At 73.5% G+C, this 19,199-nt stretch carries 17 protein-coding genes; 10 read left to right on the forward strand and 7 right to left on the reverse strand.

What is annotated here, in order from left to right; translation table 11 throughout:
* The first annotated feature begins 28 nt into the window (after positions 1-28).
* From ABZ312_RS17420 to ABZ312_RS17430, 3 genes are all read left to right on the forward strand, one after another.
* On the forward strand, positions 29-766 hold the full coding sequence (locus tag ABZ312_RS17420; protein ID WP_500321809.1) for a DUF4142 domain-containing protein: 738 nt from the start codon (positions 29-31) through the stop codon (positions 764-766).
* Between the two features lie 14 nt (positions 767-780).
* Positions 781-1,959, forward strand: a complete 1,179-nt coding sequence (locus ABZ312_RS17425; RefSeq protein WP_500438065.1) for a DUF1996 domain-containing protein — start codon at positions 781-783, stop codon at positions 1,957-1,959.
* A gap of 73 nt (positions 1,960-2,032) precedes the next feature.
* Entirely contained in the window at positions 2,033-2,782 is a 750-nt protein-coding gene (locus ABZ312_RS17430; RefSeq protein ID WP_500438067.1) for a TIGR04222 domain-containing membrane protein, read from the forward strand.
* Positions 2,783-2,971: 189 nt separating this feature from the next.
* Here ABZ312_RS17430 and hemQ read toward each other — a convergent pair whose 3' ends face one another.
* Together hemQ and hemG are read right to left on the reverse strand one after the other, a co-directional pair.
* On the reverse strand, positions 2,972-3,703 hold the full coding sequence (gene hemQ, locus ABZ312_RS17435; RefSeq protein WP_500438069.1) for a hydrogen peroxide-dependent heme synthase: 732 nt from the start codon (positions 3,701-3,703) through the stop codon (positions 2,972-2,974).
* Between the two features lie 4 nt (positions 3,704-3,707).
* Positions 3,708-5,153, reverse strand: coding sequence for a protoporphyrinogen oxidase (gene hemG, locus ABZ312_RS17440; RefSeq protein ID WP_500321812.1), 1,446 nt, complete (start codon positions 5,151-5,153; stop codon positions 3,708-3,710).
* Positions 5,154-5,280: 127 nt separating this feature from the next.
* Between hemG and ABZ312_RS17445 the strand changes: the two genes are divergently transcribed.
* Positions 5,281-6,303, forward strand: coding sequence for a DUF4349 domain-containing protein (locus ABZ312_RS17445; protein WP_500321813.1), 1,023 nt, complete (start codon positions 5,281-5,283; stop codon positions 6,301-6,303).
* Positions 6,304-6,350: 47 nt separating this feature from the next.
* On the opposite strand, the gene hemE is transcribed toward ABZ312_RS17445, so the two are convergent.
* Positions 6,351-7,394, reverse strand: a complete 1,044-nt coding sequence (hemE, locus tag ABZ312_RS17450; protein WP_499514595.1) for a uroporphyrinogen decarboxylase — start codon at positions 7,392-7,394, stop codon at positions 6,351-6,353.
* An 89-nt stretch (positions 7,395-7,483) separates the two neighbouring features.
* Here hemE and ABZ312_RS17455 point away from each other — a divergent pair, with 89 nt between their 5' ends.
* From ABZ312_RS17455 to ABZ312_RS17475, 5 genes are all read left to right on the forward strand, one after another.
* Positions 7,484-8,134 (forward strand): DUF3000 domain-containing protein, encoded by a 651-nt coding sequence (locus ABZ312_RS17455; RefSeq protein ID WP_500321814.1) that lies wholly within the window; start codon positions 7,484-7,486, stop codon positions 8,132-8,134.
* A 215-nt stretch (positions 8,135-8,349) separates the two neighbouring features.
* Positions 8,350-9,012 (forward strand): response regulator transcription factor, encoded by a 663-nt coding sequence (locus ABZ312_RS17460; protein ID WP_018563211.1) that lies wholly within the window; start codon positions 8,350-8,352, stop codon positions 9,010-9,012.
* 79 nt (positions 9,013-9,091) lie between these two features.
* Complete coding sequence (locus tag ABZ312_RS17465; RefSeq protein ID WP_500321815.1) at positions 9,092-10,333, forward strand: HRDC domain-containing protein; 1,242 nt, start codon at positions 9,092-9,094, stop codon at positions 10,331-10,333.
* A 288-nt stretch (positions 10,334-10,621) separates the two neighbouring features.
* On the forward strand, positions 10,622-11,842 hold the full coding sequence (locus ABZ312_RS17470; RefSeq protein WP_500321816.1) for a thiolase family protein: 1,221 nt from the start codon (positions 10,622-10,624) through the stop codon (positions 11,840-11,842).
* Positions 11,839-13,977, forward strand: coding sequence for a 3-hydroxyacyl-CoA dehydrogenase NAD-binding domain-containing protein (locus tag ABZ312_RS17475; protein WP_500438071.1), 2,139 nt, complete (start codon positions 11,839-11,841; stop codon positions 13,975-13,977). Before ABZ312_RS17470 ends, ABZ312_RS17475 begins: the two co-directional genes overlap by 4 nt.
* A gap of 63 nt (positions 13,978-14,040) precedes the next feature.
* Here the strand turns inward: ABZ312_RS17475 and ABZ312_RS17480 are convergent, their stop codons facing one another.
* The 3 genes from ABZ312_RS17480 to ABZ312_RS17490 all read right to left on the reverse strand — a co-directional run bounded on the left by ABZ312_RS17480 (position 14,041) and on the right by ABZ312_RS17490 (position 17,104).
* Positions 14,041-14,997 (reverse strand): SPFH domain-containing protein, encoded by a 957-nt coding sequence (locus ABZ312_RS17480; protein WP_500321819.1) that lies wholly within the window; start codon positions 14,995-14,997, stop codon positions 14,041-14,043.
* Positions 14,994-16,277 carry a peptidoglycan-binding protein gene (locus ABZ312_RS17485; protein ID WP_500438073.1) on the reverse strand — a complete coding sequence of 428 codons (1,284 nt, stop codon included), beginning with the start codon at positions 16,275-16,277 and terminating at the stop codon, positions 14,994-14,996. The genes ABZ312_RS17480 and ABZ312_RS17485 overlap by 4 nt, the downstream gene beginning before the upstream one ends.
* Before the next feature lie 89 nt (positions 16,278-16,366).
* Complete coding sequence (locus ABZ312_RS17490; RefSeq protein ID WP_500321822.1) at positions 16,367-17,104, reverse strand: DsbA family protein; 738 nt, start codon at positions 17,102-17,104, stop codon at positions 16,367-16,369.
* A 129-nt stretch (positions 17,105-17,233) separates the two neighbouring features.
* Between ABZ312_RS17490 and ABZ312_RS17495 the strand changes: the two genes are divergently transcribed.
* The gene (locus ABZ312_RS17495; protein WP_500321823.1) at positions 17,234-17,641 is read left to right on the forward strand and encodes an NTP pyrophosphohydrolase; all 408 of its coding nucleotides are present in this window, start codon (positions 17,234-17,236) and stop codon (positions 17,639-17,641) included.
* Here the strand turns inward: ABZ312_RS17495 and ABZ312_RS17500 are convergent, their stop codons facing one another.
* Positions 17,642-19,180 (reverse strand): glycosyltransferase family 39 protein, encoded by a 1,539-nt coding sequence (locus ABZ312_RS17500; protein ID WP_500321824.1) that lies wholly within the window; start codon positions 19,178-19,180, stop codon positions 17,642-17,644.
* Positions 19,181-19,199 lie beyond the last annotated feature (19 nt).

A 19,199-nucleotide genomic window follows, 5' to 3' on the forward strand; every position in this document is an offset into this window, starting at 1 on the left:
CGCTTCAAACGCACTAACGTGCGGTCCCATGCGATCCACCCGTTACGCCACCGGACTCAGCCTCGTGGTCGGGGCTCTCGTGGTCACCCTCGCCGCGCTGGCCTACCCCGTCATGTCCGGGCTGAACAGCCCCGCCGTGACCGCGGCCGGCGCCCAGACCGTGTCCACGCAGTACGGTCCGCTCACCCAGCTGGACCGCACCTTCGTCACCAAGGTCCGGCTGGCCGGCCTGTGGGAGTTCCCCGCCGGGCAGATGGCCCTGCAGAAGGGGACGACGCCTGCGGTCAAGCGCGCGGGGCAGCACCTGATCGACGGGCACACGAACCTCGACTCGACGTGCCGCACGATCGCGCCCCAATTGGGCATCACTCTGCCCAACCAGCCCACAGCACAGCAAATGGGCTTTCTGGCCACCATGTCCGCGGCGACCGGACCGGATTTCGACCAGAAGTTCGCGAATATCCTGAGGCTCGCCCACGGCCAGGTGTTCTCGGTCGTGGCCCAGGTACGCGCCACCACCCGCAATTCGCTGGTGCGCGAACTGGCGGACCAGGCGAACGCGACGGTGCTCGACCACATCACCGTCCTGGAGAAGACCGGACTGGTCAACTTCGACCAGGTCGCCGTGGACACGACCGCCAGCCCCACCAACCCCGGTGCGGCGGTGCCGGTCTCCCCCGCTCCCGGTGAGCCGACCTTCATCGTCACCCCGTCCCCGACGTACTCACTTCCCCCAGCGGCTTCGTCCCCCCAGCCGTCGCAGTAGAAATGAGCGATCCGATGCCCACACGACAACACATGAACCACCGGCGCAGGTTGAGCACCAAGCAACTCGTGCTGATAGCCGTGCTGGCACTGCTCGGCTCCGGCGGCACCTTCGCCCTGGTCACCGGTTCGGCCTCGGCCCACTGGCGGTCCAACTCCGGTCACTCGGGCGGCTGGCAGAGCCCCAGCCCGGGGAACAGCACCAAGGCGGACAACGGGGGCCAGAACAACGGCGGGCAGAACAACGGCGGCCAGAACGGCTCCGCGGCCCCCTCGGCGTCCGCCTCGGCCTCGGCCTCTGCGTCCGCGCCCGCCGGCGGCGGCACGCAGACCAACGGCCCCGCCCCCGAGGACTTCGCCGACATCCGCTCCGTCCAGCCCAACGTCCAGCGGGCGGCGAACCAGCGGGGCGCCTCGCGCGGCACGTTCACGGCGCGCTGCGGCCGCAACGAGAACAAGCACCACAACCCCGACAACTTCATCGTGGCCCCCGGCGTCGCCAACGGCGCGCACCACGTCCACGACTATGTCGGCAACCTGAGCACCGACGGCTTCTCGACCAACGAGTCCCTGGCCGCGGCCGGCACCACCTGCGCCCGCGGGGACAAGTCGGCGTACTTCTGGCCGGTGCTGCGCACCCGCTCCGCCAACGACGCGCCGGACGCCGACGGCAACACCGGCACCATCCTGCAGGCCACCTCGGTGCAGCTGCTCTTCGGGGGCAACCCGAGGGCCAAGGTGGTGGCGATGCCGTCCACGCTGCGGATCATCATGGGTGACGCCAAGTCCTTCACCAACGGCGTCGCCAACGCCAAGGCGTCGTGGAGCTGCACCGGCTTCGAGAACCGCCAGCTCACCGACAAGTACCCGCTGTGCCCGCAGGGCAGCCGGGTGGTCCGCACGCTGAACTTCCCCAGCTGCTGGGACGGGACCAACGTCGACAGCGCCAACCACCGCACGCACATCGTCTTCCCCGACGGTGCCGGGCAGTGCCAGGCCGGTTTCAAGGCCGTGCCCCAGTTGAAGATGCGGCTCACCTACAAGGTCCCGCAGGGCCCGAACTACGCGCTCGACAGCTTCCCCGAGCAGCTGCACAAGCCGGTCACGGACCACGCGGACTTCGCCAACTTCATGCCGACCCGCCTGATGAACCAGGTCGTCAGCTGCATCAACGGCAACCGCAACTGCGGCTGACGCGGTAGCCCGCGCCGCCCCCGATTCGGGAAACCGCGGGCGGACCCCCACGGGGGTCGGCTACAACTCCCCCATGTGGATGCTCTTCCTCCTCGTGGCCTGGGCCGCGGCGATCGCCTCCTGCACACGCCTGTGCAGGGCGGCGGTCGCCGCGGCCGATCTGCCTGACGGGGCCGCCGCACCGGCCGCCGACCACGCGCTCGGGCTCTACGAGATGGCCTTCCTGTCCGGCGGACCGCGCCGGGTCACCGAACTGGCGATGGTCACGATGGGGCGCGAACGGCGTCTGCTGCTCGCCAGGACGGGATGGGCGACCGTCGTCGACCCGGACGGCCGGGACGCCATCGAGCGCTCCCTGATCGCCGCCACCGGCCCCGAGGGTCAGGCCCCCGTCCCCGCGATACGCACGGCGCACGCGACCTCCGACGGGGTCCGCGCCCTGGCGCAGGGCCTCGCCGACGCGGGGCTCGCGGTGCCTCCCGCGGCCCGGGAGTCGATCTCCACCGGCATCCGCGAGGTCCGCGCGGCCTCCGCCCTCATCCTGGCCATGCTGGCCGCCGCGACGACCCTCAGCCCCGCCGGCCGGTCCCTGCTGCCGTGGTTCGCGCTCCCGCTGCTGGTCACCCTGGGCTGCCTGGCCATCGCGCGCTTCGAGATCCACCCCTACACCCACTGGGCCGCCCCCGCGGGCCGCGAGCTGCTGCGTGCCGTCGACGTCCCCGACGGCCCGGCCCCCGACGACCGCCGGCAGCTCCTCACCGCCGTCGCCGTCCGGGGCCCCTCCGCCCTCCCCGACCCCGCCCTCCGCGCCGCCCTGAGCTGACGCACCGCGCGGGGCCGGACCTCAGGCCAGACCCGCCACCAGATCCGCCACGGACTTAACGACCCGTGGCCCCTCCCCCACAGCCGCCCTCGCACCGCTCGGCCCCAAGGGGCCTCCCGGGCTTCGACCGGCCCGCCGGACTCCGCCCGGCACCCGCCACCCCGGAAAGCCCCCGCGCGGGGCCGGGCCTCAGGCCAGACCCGCCACCAGATCCGCCACCGTCTTACGACGACCCGTGTAGAACGGCACCTCCTCGCGGACGTGCATACGCGCCTCCGAGGCCCGCAGATGACGCATCAGGTCCACGATGCGGTGCAGCTCGTCCGCCTCGAAGGCCAGGATCCACTCGTAGTCGCCCAGCGAGAACGACGCCACCGTGTTCGCCCGCACGTCCGGGTAGCCCCGCGCCATCTTGCCGTGGTCGGCCAGCATGCGGCGGCGGTCCTCGTCGGGGAGGAGGTACCAGTCGTAGGAGCGGACGAAGGGGTAGACGGAGACGTAGTCGCGGGCCGTCTCGTCGGCGAGGAAGGCGGGGATGTGGCTCTTGTTGAACTCCGCCGGGCGGTGCAGGGCCATGTTCGACCAGACGGGCTCCAGCAGGCGCCCCAGCATGGTGCGGCGGAAGCGGTTGTACGCGTCCTGGAGGGCGTCGGCGGTCTCGGAGTGCCACCAGATCATGACGTCCGCGTCGGCGCGCAGCCCGGACAGGTCGTACGTGCCGCGGACCGTGACGTCCTTCTCGGCGAGCTGCTCGAAGAGCTCCTCCACCTCCTCCGCGTAGCGGGTGCGGTCGTCGGGCAGGACGTCGCGCAGCCGGAACACCGACCAGAGGGTGTAGCGGATGACCTCGTTGAGGTCCTTGGCCTTCTTGCCGGCGTTGGAGGCCTTGGCGGGGGCGGCGGATGCAGTGGAGTCGGTCATGGGGCTATTGTCCCGCGTCCGGTTCCGCCGCCCGCCGCAGGGTGCCCAGGACCTGCGTGGCCGCGCCGCGCGCGCTCGCGACGCAGGCCGGGATGCCGACGCCCTCGTAGAGGGCGCCGCACACCTCGAGGCCGGGCAGCTTCGCGACGTGCTCGCGCAGCCGCGCGACCCGGGCCAGGTGGCCGACCGGATACTGCGGCAGGCCGCCGTCCCAGCGGGTGACACGGGCCGCGACCGGGGCCGCGGTGAGCCCAACGGCCTCGCCGAGGTCCTGGCGGGAGAGGCGGACGAGGTCGGTGTCGTCCCACGCGAGGTCGGCCTCCTGGCCGTGCCGGCCGATCGAGGTGCGCAGGACGTAGACGTCTGGGTCGGCGGCGCCGCTCCAGTGCCACTTCTGGGCGGAGAACGTGGACGCCTTGATGGTGCGCCCGTCCACCGGCGGGACGAGGAAGCCGCTGCCGGGCAGCGCGTGGGCGATCTCGCGGCGCCGGAAGGCCATGGTGACCAGGGCGACGCTGGCGTACTCCACCGTCGAGAGCTCGGCGGCGGCGCCCGGTGACTCGGCGGCCAGCAGCTTGGCGGCGGCCGGGGCCGGCACGGCGAGCACGACCGCGTCCGCAGACAGCGTCTCGCGGGTGCCGTCGTGGTCGAAGGCGACCTCCCAGCCGTCGGGGGTGCGGCGCAGCGTCCGCACCGGGGCGTCGGTCTCGATGCGGGCACCGGCGGCCCGGCAGGCCGTGGCGACGGCGACCGGCAGCCGCCCGACGCCTCCGCGGATGCCGGCGAAGACGGGGCCGTTCTGCCGCGCGGCGGCGGCCTTGCGCTGGCTCTCGCGGACGGCCTCGATCAGCGAGCGGCCGCCGCGCGCGCCCTCGTACAGCTGCGGGATGGCGGCGCGCAGCGAGATCTCGTACGCGTTGCCCGCGTACACCCCGCCGAGCAGCGGTTCGACGAGCCGGTCGACGACCTCGTGGCCCAGCCGGGCGGCGACGTAGGCGCCCACCGCCACGTCCTCGCCCACCTTGGTGCGGGGCAGGACGTGGTCGAGCGGCAGCCGCGCGAGGCCGGCCGCCGAGAGCACCCCGGACGCGGCGAGCGCGCCGAGGTCGCCGGGGACGCCCATGACGCCGCCCTTGGGCATGGGGCGCAGCCGGCCGCGCGTCCACAGGCCCGCGTTCGTCGTGGCGGGCGCCTCCAGGTCGTCGCCGAGGCCGACGGCGCGGGCCAGGTCGACCGCCTCGGGACGGCGCGCCAGGATCGACTCGGCGCCCAGGTCGACCGGGACGCCCGCGATCTCGTCCGCGTACAGCTTCCCGCCCAGGCGCCCGGAGGACTCCAGCACGGTCACCCGTGCCACGCCGTCCTCCAGCAGGAAATGCGCCGCGGCGAGTCCGGAGACCCCGCCGCCCACGACCACCACATGCCCGGCCCGGGGCTGCGTATTGCTCATGGCTCCACTGTCTCAGACGCCGGAACGAGCCCTAACCGTGACCTCTTCGGGATCACGGACCCGAAACCCGCCCCGCGCCCCTCGCGTCGAATCGGCAACAGACGCAACGACCCCGGGGGGACGCCCTGTGAGCACGTCAACCACCACCGCCCGCAGACCACTTGCCGCCGTCCTCGGCGCCCTGGCACTGGCCGCCGCCCTCACGCTCACCGGCTGCGGCGCCGACAGCACCGACAGCAGTTCCAGCGAGGCGGGCGGCAAGGCGGGCGCCGCCGCACCCGACCTGGCCGAGCGTCCCGGCGCGCAGACCGCGGCCACCGGGGCGGACGGCGACGCGAAGAACGCCACCGGCAAGGGGTCCGGCACCGGGGCGGGAAGGACCCCGACCCTGGCGCAGTCCTACATCGTGCGCACGGCGACGCTGACGGTCGAGGCCAAGAACGTCTCCGGCGCCGTGGCCAAGGCGCGCACGCTCGTGGAGGGGACGGGCGGCTACGTCGGCAACGAGAGCACCAGCCTGGACGACGACGGCCGCGAGTACTCCACCATCACCCTCCGCGTGCCGCCGGACGGCTACGACCGGGTGCTGCGCGACCTGTCGGAGCTGGGCACGCTGCGCAACCGCAAGGTGGACGCCCAGGACGTCACCGGCCAGGTCGTGGACGTCGAGAGCCGGCTCAAGACGCAGCGGGCGAGCGTGGCGCGGGTACGGGAGCTGATGGACCGGGCGACGAGGCTCAGCGACATCGTCTCCCTGGAGAGCGAACTCAGCTCCCGCCAGGCCGACCTGGAGTCGCTGGAGGCCCAGCAGGCTTCGCTCAAGGAGCGGACCGGGATGGCGACGATCACGCTGGAGGTGCAGGAGCCGGCCGTCAAGGAGGCGCCGGAGAAGGAGGACGACGGCTTCTGGGCCACCGTGGGCAGCGCCTTCGGCAGCGGCTGGCACGCCTTCTACCTGACCCTGCGGGCCCTCCTGGTCGCCCTCGCCGTGCTGGCCCCGTTCGCGGCGCTGGCCCTCCTCGGCTACCTGGGCTTCCGGCTGCTGCGCCGGGTGCTGCCCGCCCGGCGCCCCGTCGCCGCGCCCCCGCAGCCGGTGACCGTGCCCGCGCCGATCGGTGCGGGCGACGGCGGGGCACAGCCGCGGGAGTAGCGGCGGACCCCGGTGTCCCCGCGCCGGGCGGCGCGGGGACACCGCCGTCAGCGGGCCGTCTCGGTGTGGACGAAGTCCACGAGACGGGTCAGGGCGTCGGGGTCCGTGGTGGGCAGGACGCCGTGGCCCAGGTTGAAGATGTGGCCCGGGGCGGCTCCGGCCGAGTACAGGACCTCGCGGGTCTTCTTCTCCACCGCCTCGCGCGGGGCGAAGAGCACCGCGGGGTCCAGGTTGCCCTGGAGCGCCTTGCCGGGGCCGACCCTGCGGGCGGCCTCGTCCAGCGGGACGCGCCAGTCCACACCGACCACGTCCGCGCCGGCCTCGCCCATGAGCCCGAGCAGCTCGCCGGTGCCGACGCCGAAGTGGATGCGGGGCACGCCGTAGTCCGCGACGGCCCGGAAGACCTTGACGGAGGCGGGCATGACGTAGCGCCGGTAGTCCTCGGGGGCGAGCGCGCCGACCCAGGAGTCGAAGAGCTGCACCGCGCTGGCGCCGGCCTCGATCTGCACCTTCAGGAAGGCCGAGGTGATGTCCGCGAGGCGGTCCAGGAGCTCCGCCCACAGCTCGGGCTCTCCGTACATGAGGGCCTTGGTGCGCTCGTGGTTGCGCGACGGACCGCCCTCGACGAGGTAGCTCGCCAGGGTGAAGGGCGCGCCCGCGAAGCCGATCAGCGGCGTCGTGCCGAGTTCACCCGTGAGCATGCCGATCGCCTCGGTGACGTACTTGACGTCGTCCGGGTCGAGCGGCCGCAGGCGCTGCAGGTCCTCCCTGGTGCGGATGGGCTGCTCGACGACCGGGCCGACGCCCGGCTTGATGTCGAGGTCGAGCCCGATGGCCTTGAGCGGCACCACGATGTCGCTGAAGTAGATCGCCGCGTCGACCTTGTGCCGCCGTACGGGCTGCAGCGTGATCTCGGTGACGAGGTCGGGCCGCATGCACGACTCGAGCATGGGGATGCCCTCGCGCAGCTTGAGGTACTCGGGGAGGGAGCGCCCGGCCTGGCGCATGAACCACACGGGGGTGTGCGGCACGGGCCGGCGCCGGCACGCCAGGATGAAGGGGGAAGCAGCGGTCTGCTGGTGCGCACTCACCCCCGAATCTTCGCATGCGCCAAGTGGGCGACCCGCCCGACCGGGTGTCCTCCCTCACTGCGGGCCCCCTTCGGCCTACGCTTCCGGGCATGGCAGCGGCTCATGGGCACCTCTCGGACGGGAACGACGCCCCCCTCCCGTTCCAGCACGCGGTCGACGCACTGCTGCGCGCCCGGGTACGGCACGAGGTGGAGCTCGATCCGGTGCCCCCGCCCAAGCGCCTGGCACCGCACGCGTACGCCCTGGAGGCGGCGGTCGTCGTCGACGACGAGGAGATCGGGGACGGGCGCCTGGTGCTGCTCTACGACCCCGACGGGCAGGAGGGCTGGCACGGCGCCTTCCGGCTGGTCACCCTCGTCCGGGCGGAGCTGGAGCCGGAGATCGCGGCGGACCCGCTGCTGCCCGAGGTCAGCTGGTCGTGGCTGACCGGTGCCCTGGAGGGCCGCGGCGCGGCCTTCACCGCGGCGGGCGGCACGGTCTCGCGCAGCTCCTCGCACCACTTCGGCGCCCTGGCCGGGCGGGAGGACTCCACCCGCATCGAGATCCGGGCCTCGTGGACGCCGCTCGCCGTGAATGGCGGCGTACCGGACATGGCCACCCACCTGGCGGCCTGGTGCGACCTGGTGTGCACCTGCGCGGGGCTGCCGCCGGCGCCCTCGGACCCCTCCTGCCCCCAGCCGGGCGGCGGCCCCTCGGTGGTGCCGCTGCCGAAGCGGCGCGGTCCGCAGCAGACGCGCTGAGGGCCGCCGCGCCCGCGCTGACCATTCGCTTTACCGCCGTCAACAAGGTCTGACACCCGGTGACCGCGATCTTCACACCTTCGATCGACCCTGGTCGACAGCGCGTCCGAATTGCCGGAATTGTTACTAAACAAGTCGTGATCATTCTCTAAAGCCGGGCGAAGTTGCTGCCGAAGGAACCTGTGACCCTTCCCGCCAATGTCCCAGGAGGCCCGGTGTCGGTTCTTCTCGAGCACCCCACAAGCCTGGTCGCCTACCGCCCCAACAAGCCGACGGCGATGGTGGTGGTCGCCGATCCCCGCGTACGTTCCACCGTCACGCGCCACTTGTGGGCGCTCGGAGTACGCGACGTGATCGAGGCGTCCTCCATCGCCGAGGCAAGGCCCCGGGTGGGCACCCCCCGAGACATCTGCGTCGCCGACGTACACCTCCCCGACGGCTCCGGGCTGACCCTGCTCGCCGAGACCCGGGCGGCGGGCTGGCCCAACGGCCTGGCCCTGTCCGCCGCCGACGACATCGGAGCCGTGCGCAACGCCCTCGCGGGCGGTGTGAAGGGCTACGTCGTCACCGGCACCCGCACCAACCTCGGCATCCCGGGCCGCCCCGGCGCCGTACCCCTCGGCCCGGCCGGCCAGCGGCTGCAGCGCCGCCCACCGGGTGCCCCCGGCCACGGCGGCGGCTACCGCGAACTGTCCGGCCGCGAGGTGGAGGTGCTGCGGCTGGTCGCGGAGGGCCAGTCGAACAAGGCGATCGGCGTCTCCATGGGGCTGTCGGCGCTGACCGTGAAGAGCCACCTGGCCCGGATCGCCCGCAAGCTGGGCACCGGTGACCGCGCGGGCATGGTCGCGGTAGCGCTGCGTACCGGCATCATCCACTGATCGAAGTCATATCCCGCGTGCGCCCGCCGACGGAACGTTCCGTCGGCGGGCGGCTGCTGTACACAGATACTCTTGACTGGTGACCGACGCCCGAGAGACCGCAACAGAAGCACCCCCGGCGCCGGTCCCGCTGCTGGACCCGCGCGAGGGAATCCCGCCGGTGACCGCCAGCCCGGAGGCCTTCGCCGACATCGTCGCGGCTTTCGCCGCGGGCTCCGGACCTGTCGCCGTCGACGCCGAGCGCGCATCCGGCTACCGCTACGGTCAGCGGGCCTATCTGGTCCAGCTGCGCCGCACCGGGGCAGGGACCGCGCTGATCGACCCCGTCGCCTGTCCGGACCTGTCGGCGCTGAGCGCCGCGCTCGACGGCACGGAATGGGTGCTGCACGCCGCCACGCAGGACCTGCCGTGCCTCGACGAGGCCGGCATGCGGCCCGCCCGGCTGTTCGACACCGAGCTGGCCGGCCGCCTCGCCGGGTTCGCCCGGGTCGGGCTCGGCGCGATGGTGGAGAACGTCCTCGGGTACGCCCTGGAGAAGGGCCACTCCGCCGTCGACTGGTCGACCCGGCCGCTCCCCGAACCGTGGCTGCGGTACGCCGCGCTCGACGTCGAGCTCCTGGTCGACCTGCGCGACGCGCTGGAGGAGGAACTGCGCGCCCAGGGCAAGCTGGAGTGGGCACTGCAGGAGTTCGCGGCCATCGCCGCGGCCCCGCCGCCCCCGCCCCGCGTCGACCCCTGGCGCCGCACCTCCGGCATGCACAAGGTGCGCCGGCGCCGTCAGATGGCGGTCGTGCGGGAACTGTGGAACCTCCGGGACCGGCTCGCCCGCGAACGGGACGTCTCCCCCGGCCGGGTCCTCACCGACGCCGCGATCGTCACCGCCTCGCTGGAGGCCACCCCCAACGCGCACGCGCTGGCCGCGCTCCCGGGGTTCGGGCATCGCATGGGGCGGCGCCAGCTGGAGCAGTGGCAGGCCGCGATCGACCACGCCCGCAGCATCCCCGAGCGCGACCTCCCGCAGCCCGGCCCCGCCTACACCGGCCCCCCGCCCCCGCGCGCCTGGGCCGACAAGGACCCGGCCGCCGCGGCCCGGCTCTCCGCGGCCCGCGCGGCGGTCTCGGCACTGGCGGAGCAGCTGAACCTCCCCCAGGAGAACCTCATCACCCCGGACACCGTCCGCCGCCTGTGCTGGGCGCCCCCGCGGGACCGCAGCCCCGAGTCGGTGTCGGCCTTCCTCCAGGACGCCGGCGCGCGCCCCTGGCAGGTCGAGCTCACCACGCCCATCCTCACGGCGGCGCTCGCGGCAACGCCGGCGGTGTGACCCAGGGGGTGCCCGTCGCGGCCCGTCGTCGTGTGCGGCACCGTTGTGGTTGCGCTTTGGGGTTTCCCCGCCGCCCTCCCCCCAGCCTTCGGCCGGGGGGAGGGCGGGAGGGTGGGGGAGAAACCCCACGGAAAGCAGGAACGGCCGCACGCGGGAACCCGGGGGGAGACCGAACGTGTGACCCCGCACACCCGCACTGTGCACATCGGTTACCCGCGAGTAGCATGTACGGCGGAGCCGCCGTCTTCTGCCCGCGGCAAGCGAACCCGCATCTTGAGGAGAGCCAACGTGCCTCGTACCGCTAGGGACGTCGTCTTCGTCGACGGCGTCCGCACCCCGTTCGGCAAGGCGGGCCCGAAGGGCATCTACCACGAGACCCGTGCCGACGACCTGGTCATCAAGTCCATCCGGGAGCTGCTGCGGCGCAACCCCGCGCTCTCCCCGGAGCTCATCGACGAGGTCGCCATCGCCGCGACCACCCAGATCGGCGACCAGGGCCTGACCCTGGGCCGTACGGCCGCGATCCTGGCGGGACTGCCCAAGTCGGTGCCCGGTTTCTCCATCGACCGCATGTGCGCGGGCGCGATGACCGCGGTCACCAGCGTCGCCGGGGGCATCGCCTTCGGCGCGTACGACGTGGCGCTCGCGGGCGGCGTGGAGCACATGGGCCGGCACCCGATGGGCGAGGGCGTGGACCCCAACCCGCGCTTCGTGTCGGAGAAGCTGGTCGACGAGTCCGCGCTGTTCATGGGCATGACGGCGGAGAACCTGCACGACCGCTTCCCGCACCTCACCAAGCAGCGCGCCGACGAATACGCGGTGCGCAGCCAGGAGAAGGCGGCGAAGGCGTACGCGAACGGCAAGATCCAGCAGGACCTGGTGCCGATCTCGGTGCGCCGCACCTCCCCCGAGGGCGGCGAGACCGGCTGGGGCCTGGCCACGGCCGACGAGCCGATGCGCCCGGGCACCACGCTGGAGAACCTGGCGGGCCTCAAGACCCCGTTCCGCGCCCACGGCAACGTGACGGCGGGCAACTCGGCGGGTCTGAACGACGGTGCCACCGCCTCCCTGATCGCCGCCGAGGACGTCGCCCGGGAGCTGGAGCTCCCGGTGAAGATGCGTCTGGTCTCCTACGCCTTCGTGGGCGTCGAGCCCGAGGTGATGGGCATCGGCCCGGTCCCGGCGACGGAGAAGGCACTCGCCAAGGCGGGCCTGTCGATCTCCGACATCGGCCTGTTCGAGGTCAACGAGGCGTTCGCCGTGCAGGTGCTGTCGTTCCTCGACCACTACGGCATCGCCGACGACGACGCGCGCGTCAACCAGTACGGTGGCGCCATCGCATTCGGCCACCCGCTCGCTTCCTCCGGCGTCCGTCTGATGACGCAGCTGGCCCGCCAGTTCGAGGAGCAGCCGCACGTCCGCTACGGCCTGACCACCATGTGCGTCGGCTTCGGCATGGGCGGCACCGTGATCTGGGAGAACCCGCACTTCGACGGAGGCAGCAAGTGACCACCACCGCCGAGCTCCTCAAGGGAGCGGCCGAGCTGTTCCCGGACGAGGTCGTGACGCAGGCGCAGGTGCGCCACCTCGACCTCCCCCAGGGCGCCGGGCGTTTCGCGCTCATCACCCTGGACAATGGCCTGGACCACACCAAGCCGACCACCTTCGGACCGCAGTCGCTGGCGAACCTGAGCGCCGCCCTCGACCAGGTCGAGAAGGAGGCCGCGGACGGCGGGATCGCCGGTGTCGGCATCACCGGCAAGCCGTTCATCTTCGCGGTCGGCGCCGACCTGAAGGGCGTCGAGCTGCTGAAGCGGCGTGAGGACGCGCTGGCGATCGGCAAGGGCGGCCACGACGTCTTCCGCCGTCTGCAGTCCCTCGCGGTCCCGACCTTCGCGTACTACAACGGCGCGGCCATGGGCGGCGGCGTCGAGGTCGGCCTGCACTGCAGCTACCGCACCGTCTCCTCGGCCATCCCGGCGTTCTCCCTCCCCGAGGTCTTCCTGGGCCTGGTCCCGGGCTGGGGCGGCTGCGCGCTGCTGCCGAACCTCATCGGCGCCGAGCGCGCGGTGAGCGTCATCATCGAGAACTCGCTCAACCAGAACAAGCAGCTGAAGGGTGGTCAGGTCTACGACCTGGGCATCGCCGACGCGCTGTTCGACGGTGCGGACTTCCTGGAGCAGTCGCTGTCCTGGACGGCCGCCGTCCTCAAGGGCGAGATCCAGGTCGTCCGCCCCGAGGTGGACCGCGGCGCGGCGTGGGACGAGGCCGTCGCCAAGGGCCGCGCCTTCGCCGACTCCAAGGTGCACGGCGCCGCCCCGGCCGCGTACCGCGCGCTGGACATCATCGCCGCCGCCAAGGACGGTGACCTGTCCGCCGGCTTCGACGCCGAGGACGAGGCCCTCGCGGACCTCATCATGGGCGGCGAGCTGCGCTCCGGCATCTACGCCTTCAACCTGGTGCAGAAGCGCGGCAAGCGCCCGGCCGGTGCCCCGGACAAGAACCTGGCCCGTCCGGTCACCAAGGTGGGCGTCGTCGGCGCCGGTCTGATGGCCTCGCAGCTGGCGCTGCTCTTCGCACGCCGCCTGGAGGTGCCGGTGGTCCTCACCGACATCGACCAGGAGCGCGTGGACAAGGGCGTCGGCTACGTCCACGGCGAGATCGACAAGCTGCTGCTCAAGGGCCGGGTCAACCAGGACAAGGCGAACCGCCTCAAGGGCCTGGTGTCCGGCTCCCTCGACAAGGCCGCCGCCTTCGGCGACGCGGACTTCGTCATCGAGGCGGTCTTCGAGGAGATCGGCGTCAAGCAGCAGGTGTTCGCCGAGGTCGAGGCGGTGGTGAAGCCGGAGACGATCCTCGCCACCAACACCTCCTCCCTCTCGGTCTCCGAGATGGCCTCGAAGCTGAAGCACCCCGAGCGGGTCGTCGGCTTCCACTTCTTCAACCCGGTCGCGGTGCTGCCACTGCTGGAGATCGTGCGCGGCGAGCAGACCGACGACGCGTCGCTGGCCACCGCGTTCGCCGTGGCGAAGAAGCTGAAGAAGACCGCAGTGCTGACCAAGGACGCCCCGGCGTTCGTCGTCAACCGCATCCTCACCCGCTTCATGGGCGAGATCCAGAACGTCATCGACGAGGGCACCCCGGTGGAGACGGCGGAGAAGGCCATCGAGCCGCTCGGCCTGCCGATGTCCCCGCTGGTGCTGCTGGAGCTGGTCGGCCCGGCGATCGGTCTGCACGTCTCTGAGACGCTCAACCGCGCCTTCCCGGACCGCTTCACGGTCTCCCCGAACCTCGCGGCCGTCGTCAAGGCGGGCAAGCGCGGCTTCTACGTCTACTCCGCCGAGAACGGCTTCAAGCCGGAGCTGGACCCCGAGGTCGCCGCGCTCCTGGTGCAGGGCGACAGCGTCCTGACGCAGGAGCAGGTGCGCGCCCGCGTCCTGGACGCCGTCGCACAGGAGATCGGGATCATGCTGGAGGAGGGCGTCGTCGCCGAGGCGCAGGACATCGACCTGTGCCTGATCACCGGTGCCGGCTGGCCCTTCCACCTGGGCGGCATCACGCCGTACCTGGACCGTGAGGGCGTCTCGGAGCGGGTGAACGGCAAGCCGTTCCTGGCCCCGGGCGTGGCCTCCGTCCCGGCGTAACTCCGGCTGCGTACGCGGAAGGGGCCCCCGCCGTCCGGCGGGGGCCCCTTCCGCGTGCGCGGCTCAGGAGGCCTGCGCGCCGCCGTCGGGGACGTGCGCGGTGCAGTAGGCGACCGTCAGGTCCCGTACGAGGGCCTTGCGTTCGTAGTCGTCGAGGTCGACCAGGCCGCGCTCGAGCAGGCCCCGTACGGTCTCGCCGACGGCGGTGAGGGCGTCGTCGAGGGCGGCCCGGCGGTGGCGGGCGTCGAGCGCCGCCAGCTGGGCGCGGCGCATGGCGGAGGCCACGGCGGGGGCGTAGTCGACGCGGACGGGCTGGGCGGAGAACACCTCGACGCCGACGGGCCGCAGGTCCTGGACGATGATCCGGGTGAGGTCGTCCGCGAGGCGGTCGGTGGCGCGGAGCGTGGGACCGGGGCCGTGGAAGTCGTCGGCGGGCAGCCGCGACACGCAGCGGACGACCGCGGCCTCGACCTGTTCGCGCAGGTAGCGGACGTGGTCGTGGACGCCGAAGGCGGCCCGCGCGGTGTCGCGGACCCGCCACACCACCAGGACCGTGATCTGCAGCGGGGTGCCGCCCGCGTCGGTGGCCTCGATGGGGCTGCTGCGCCAGTGGCGCAGGCTGGTGTCGACACGGCGGCGGACGAGCAGCGGGCTGATCCACAGCAGTCCGGTGCGGCGGACGGTGCCGTGGTAGGCGCCGTGCCGGGTGAGCATCCACACGGAGCCGGGTCGGCCCCGGGCGAGGCCCAGCGCGGTCAGAGCGGTGAGCGCCACGAGGACGGCCACGGCGCCGCCGCGGACGGCGGGGGAGGTCCCGATGGGGCCGAGCAACAGCGCTGCCGTGCCTCCGGCCGCCGCCAGGGCCGTGAGCACGGCGAGGCCGCCGGGAAGGCAGCGTCCCGGACGCTCGGCGATCTCGGGCAGCGGCACCACGCCGGCCTGGCCGGGGGTGCCGTAGGCAATGGGGGCCTGGGCGGGGACGGGACGTTCGGCCCGGCTCCCCTGGGGGGTGATCGTCATGAGAAGAGCCGCCTCCACGTCTCGGGACCCGGGTAGCCGTCCGCCTGGCTGCCCGACCAGCCCTGGGACCGCTGGAAGGCCTCCACCGCGCGCCGGTCGGCCTCGCCCCAGCGCGGGCCGGGCCCCTTCGCGTAGAACCGGCCGAAGCCCTTGGCGGCCAGCCGCCGTCCCAGCGCGAGCACGTGCGGGCCCGACTGGCCGGGCCGGAAGCCCCCGATGCCCGGGTAGGCCGGCCTGGCCAGGTGGGCCGTTCGGGCCGGGGGCGCCGTCGGGCGGCCGCCGCCGACGTCGGCCCCGGCGCCCTCGGTCAGGTAACGCCACGTCAGGGGGCCCGGGAAGCCGTCGGCCTGGTCGCCCTTCCAGCCCTGGGCGCGCTGGAAGGCGCGGGTGGCCTCGCGGTCGGCGTCGCTCCAGCGGGGTCCCGGACCGTCGTGGTAGAACGCGCCCGCGCCCCGCTGCCGCAGCATCCGGCCGAGCCGGGTGACGTAGCCGTTGGAGGCGCCGGGGCCGAAGGACACGCTCCCCGGGTAGCCGGAGGCCAGGTCGCCGAGGTCGAGGTCCCCGTACAGGTCGTCGTAGAAGTCGTCGTAGCCCTCGTCGCTCAGGTACTTGTAGCGGTAGGGGACGTAGCGCTTGGAATGGTCCCAGTAGGCGTACGGGGTCGTGCGCACCCGGGCGCGCGGCCGGGTCTCCTCGTAGGCCACGTAGCGGTTGTGCGCGGCGTTCGCCCAGCCCCCGAAGATCGTGACGTGGGAGCCGTCGACGGGGTCACGGGGGTTGTGGAAGAGCAGGATGTCGCCGGGTTCGAGATCACTGCGGCCGATCCGTTCCGCGAAGCGCGGCAGCGTGCCGGTCCACTGGCTGCTGCCCAGGCCCCAGGCCATGGAGACGAATCCGGAGCAGTCCTGCCGGTAGCCGTCCCGCCAGCGGCGGCGCATGTCGTACGGGACACGGGCGTCGACCCAGCGCTGGGCCCGCTCCAGGATCTGGTCGCGGGTCAGCCGGAGCGGGGCCACGGCGCCGATCCGGTCGGGCTGCGCCTGCTCGGTCAGGCCGGTGGACGCGGCCTGGCCGGCGTCCTCCGCGGGGGCCGCCACGGCGGCGGGCGCCATGACGGCCGCGCCCGCCGTGGCCAGGAGGACCAGCGCGGCGGGAGCGGCGACCGGTGGCGCGCACGGGGGCGTGGCGCGGGTCGCCGCCCGGATCAGCCGCCGCCGTGCGCAGTCCTCACAGACGCAGCCCGGCTGCGGCCCGACCTCGTCGAACACCGGTGTGGACATGCGCACCACCACTCCTCGCGATCGAGTGCCACATGCCCTTATTACCCGATTTCCACATAAATCTGATGGAATGACAGCGGGTGGTGTGGTCAGCCTGTCGCGGTGGTGCTCTTCACGACCTCGGCAACGGCCTTGTCGACCAGCTGCGTCAGTCCCTCGGGAGTGAGCCCTGACGCGCCGCCCGAAGGATCGGTGACGGTCTCGCCGTTCACCTGTACGACCGGCGCGGAGGTGAACCCGGCCGCGGCGAACTCCTCCTGGGAGCGCCGCACCCACCCGTCGTGGTCCCCGCCCTGGACGCACGGGACGAAGTGCGTCTCGTCCACGTCGCCGGCCTTCTTGGCCAGGCCCTTCAGAAAGGTGTCACTGGTGAACGGGTCGTCCGAGGCGTCGGCGGGCTGGGCGTCCCACACCTGCGCGACGAACTCCTGGAACCGGCCCACGTCCTGGGCGCACGCGGCCGCGTTGGCGGCGGCCAGGGAGCCGGTGCCACCGTCCGCGGTGTCGGTCGGCGTCACCAGGCGGTAGTCGATCCCCACCTGGCCGGTGGCGACCAGCTTCGCGAGGGTGTCCCCGTACTCGGCGGCGAAGGCCTTCGACTCCGGGCTGCGCAGGTCCTCGTACACGGTCAGCGTCACCGGCAGCTTGGTCGGCTTGACCGGCACCGCCAGCTGTTCCTCGCCCGAGGCACCGGCCGGTGCCTTGACCTCGTGCTGCTTCTCACTGCGCACATGCGCCCCGAGGACGGCCGAACCCCCGAACACCACGCCCAGGACGATCACCGTCCCGGCGTAGGACCGCCAGCGCTTGGACTTCGTCTGCTTCACCGGGACTTTCTACCACCGCGTACGAACACGCCCCGTGGGAGGGTACGGCCTCCGCCCCGTGCACCTGTCCTGCCGGCCGGTCACCGGGCAGGACGACCGGCCCCGGCCCGGTTGTGACAGGGTGGGCCGGTGAACGGTGGGACAGCGCCCCTGGTCGTGGTCGACGCCGCCAACACCGTGGGGTCCGTCCCCGACGGGTGGTGGCGGGACCGGCACGGGGCGACGGAGCGCCTGCGGGACGCCCTCGCCGGGCTGGCCGCTACCGGGCTCCCGGAACGGGCGGACGTGCCGGAATGGGCCCGGCGGGCGCCGCTCGACGTCGTGCTCGTCGTGGAGGGCGCGGCCCGGGGGGTGGCACCCGTGCCGGGGGTACGGGTCGAGGCGGCGCCCGGCAGCGGTGACGACCTCATCGCCGAACTCGTCGCGGCCCGTCCGCCGGAACTGCCGTGCCTGGTCGTGACGGCCGACCGCGAGCTGCGCCGCCGCGTGACCGCCCGCGGCGCGGCCGTCGCGGGGCCGCGGTCGGTGCGTCCCTGACTACCGGCCGGGCGGCCGGGCGTACAGCACCGCGCCGTCGGCGGTGGCGACGCGCTCGTAGCCGCCCCCGTCGAGCAGGCGGCGCAGACCGGGCACGTGCGCCGCGCCGTAGGGGGCGCCCCGCGAGTCGTCGACCACGACGGCCGGCGGCGCGGCGGAGAACTCCCGGCGGAAGGCCGCCCAGGCGCCCGGTACGGCGTACTCCTCGCCGACCCGGGCCCCGCCGCGGCCACCGCTGAAGTTGGTGAGGAATCCCGCGGTGAGGAACCGGCCGGCCGGTGCGCGCCCGGAGAGCCAGTACTGCTCCGGGTGCATGCCCCACACCAGGACGGTCCCGTCCGCGCCGGTGTGGGCGCGGATCGCGGCGGCGACGGTCCGGGCGTGGTCGAGTTCGGCGCGCGGTGCCGCGAAGCCCCAGCCGGTGAACACGGCCGCCGCCAGCACCGTCCAGACCGCGGCGGCCCTTCGGGCCGGACCGCGCGCGGGCAGCCGGCGCAGCGCGGCCACCCCGACGAGCGTGAGCGGGGGCAGCAGTTGCAGGTAGTAGTGACCGTAGAACTGGAAGCCCGCCACGACGGCGACGGCGGCCGCGCCGAGCCAGATCCACAGCTCGGCTCCGGCGCCGGCCCTCCGGCGCACGGCGAGCCAGACGGCCGGCAGCACCACCCCCGCCCCGGCCGCCGTGATGATCGCGGCGTTGCCGAGCCCCCGCCCGGCCGCGAGCAGCCAGGCTCCCTCGGGCGAGATGTAGGCCCCAGAGCCGGTGACCGTCCAGAAGACGAAGCGCCCCGCACCGGTCACCAGGGCCACGGCCACGACGGGCAGCGCGCACCCCGCCGTCAGCCGGGCCCACGCTCCGGCGGACACGGAGACGGACCCGGCCGCACTCCCCCGCCGGGCCCGCCACAGCATCCAGAGCACCGGGAGGAGCACCACCGCGCCGGTCTGCTTGGTCAGCGCCGCCCCGGCCACCGCCACCCCGGCCGCGCCCCAGCGCCCGCGGTCGGCCAACAGCACGGCGGCGACCGTCCACGGCAGGGTGAAGACCTCGAAGGAGGCCGCCTGTGTGTCCTCGGGCGCCAGCCCCACCGACAGCAGCAGGTAGCCGAACCCGGCGGCCGCGCCCCACCGGTCGCCCCAGCGCCGCCGGGCGATGGCGACGAGCAGCGCCGCGGTCACCACGTGCGCGACGACGGCCGCCGCCCGCAGGGGCCGGAGCGAGCCGTCGCCGAAGAGCGCGAACGCCCCCTCGTAGAGCCACGGCAGCAGCGGGGGCTTGCGGTCCACGACGGTGTCGTAGAGGACGCCTCCGGAGGCGAGCACGCGTGCCTGGGTCGCGAGGAACCCCTCGTCGGGGTTCCAGACGGGACGTACGAAGGAGGGCAGATGGACCAGCGCCGCCACCAGCGTCAGCAGCGGGAGCAGCACGGGCCACGAGAACCGGGTGAACGGCGAGGGCGCCCGGGACGGGGCGCCGTCCGCCCGCCGGTCCGGGAGCGCGGGCGCGGCGGCGCGGGCGGTCTCGGGGCGGGTCGGCACGCGCCCAAGGTACCGGGCG

The sequence above is a fragment of the Streptomyces sp. NPDC006207 genome (assembly GCF_040613835.1).
Lineage (GTDB): Bacteria > Actinomycetota > Actinomycetes > Streptomycetales > Streptomycetaceae > Actinacidiphila.

Excerpts from the sequence above, each read along its gene's own strand:
- ABZ312_RS17430 (WP_500438067.1), top strand. The coding sequence starts at position 2,033 with ATGTGGATGCTCTTCCTCCTCGTGGCCTGGGCCGCGGCGATCGCCTCC.
- ABZ312_RS17485 (WP_500438073.1), bottom strand. The coding sequence starts at position 16,277 with ATGTCCACACCGGTGTTCGACGAGGTCGGGCCGCAGCCGGGCTGCGTC.
- ABZ312_RS17420 (WP_500321809.1), top strand. The coding sequence starts at position 29 with ATGCGATCCACCCGTTACGCCACCGGACTCAGCCTCGTGGTCGGGGCT.
- ABZ312_RS17455 (WP_500321814.1), top strand. The coding sequence starts at position 7,484 with ATGGCAGCGGCTCATGGGCACCTCTCGGACGGGAACGACGCCCCCCTC.
- hemQ (WP_500438069.1), bottom strand. The coding sequence starts at position 3,703 with ATGACCGACTCCACTGCATCCGCCGCCCCCGCCAAGGCCTCCAACGCC.
- ABZ312_RS17425 (WP_500438065.1), top strand. The coding sequence starts at position 781 with ATGCCCACACGACAACACATGAACCACCGGCGCAGGTTGAGCACCAAG.
- ABZ312_RS17480 (WP_500321819.1), bottom strand. The coding sequence starts at position 14,997 with ATGACGATCACCCCCCAGGGGAGCCGGGCCGAACGTCCCGTCCCCGCC.
- hemG (WP_500321812.1), bottom strand. The coding sequence starts at position 5,153 with ATGAGCAATACGCAGCCCCGGGCCGGGCATGTGGTGGTCGTGGGCGGC.